This is a genomic window from Siccirubricoccus soli (genome assembly GCF_024178315.1).
Lineage (GTDB): Bacteria > Pseudomonadota > Alphaproteobacteria > Acetobacterales > Acetobacteraceae > Siccirubricoccus > Siccirubricoccus soli.
In genome coordinates, this window is the sequence record NZ_JAMZIK010000297.1 from 1 (window position 1) to 371 (window position 371).

1 protein-coding gene is annotated in these 371 nt (G+C 80.9%); it reads left to right on the forward strand.

The genetic code is table 11. The annotated features are described in order from the left end of the window. A partial coding sequence (locus tag NJ376_RS28470) for a tetratricopeptide repeat protein (protein WP_252956718.1) occupies nt 1-371 on the forward strand: 371 nt, incomplete at both ends.

Here is a 371-nt window from a genome sequence, read left to right on the forward strand (position 1 = left end):
GCCCTGCTGCGCGCCGCGCTGGCGGCGGAGCCGAACAATGCCTGGATCCGGCTCGACCTCGCCCGCGCCCTCGCCCGCCAGGGCCGCGCCGGCGAAGGCCGCGCCCTGCTGGAGGAGGCGATGGCGCGGGGCGGCGCCGAGACGCGCTTCGCCGCCGCCCTCTTCGCCGAGGATAGCGGCCGGCTGGCGGAGGCCGCCGCGCTGCTGGAGCCGGTGCCGGCGGCGCAGCGCACGCCAGACATGGTGCGCCTGCTCGCCCGCGCCCGGGCCAGCGCCGAGGTGGCGCAGGCAGCCGAGGCGGCGCGCGGGCCGGTTGGCTTCGAGGGGCGCAACCGGCTGCTCGCCATCGCCGCGCGGCCGGATCCCACCGG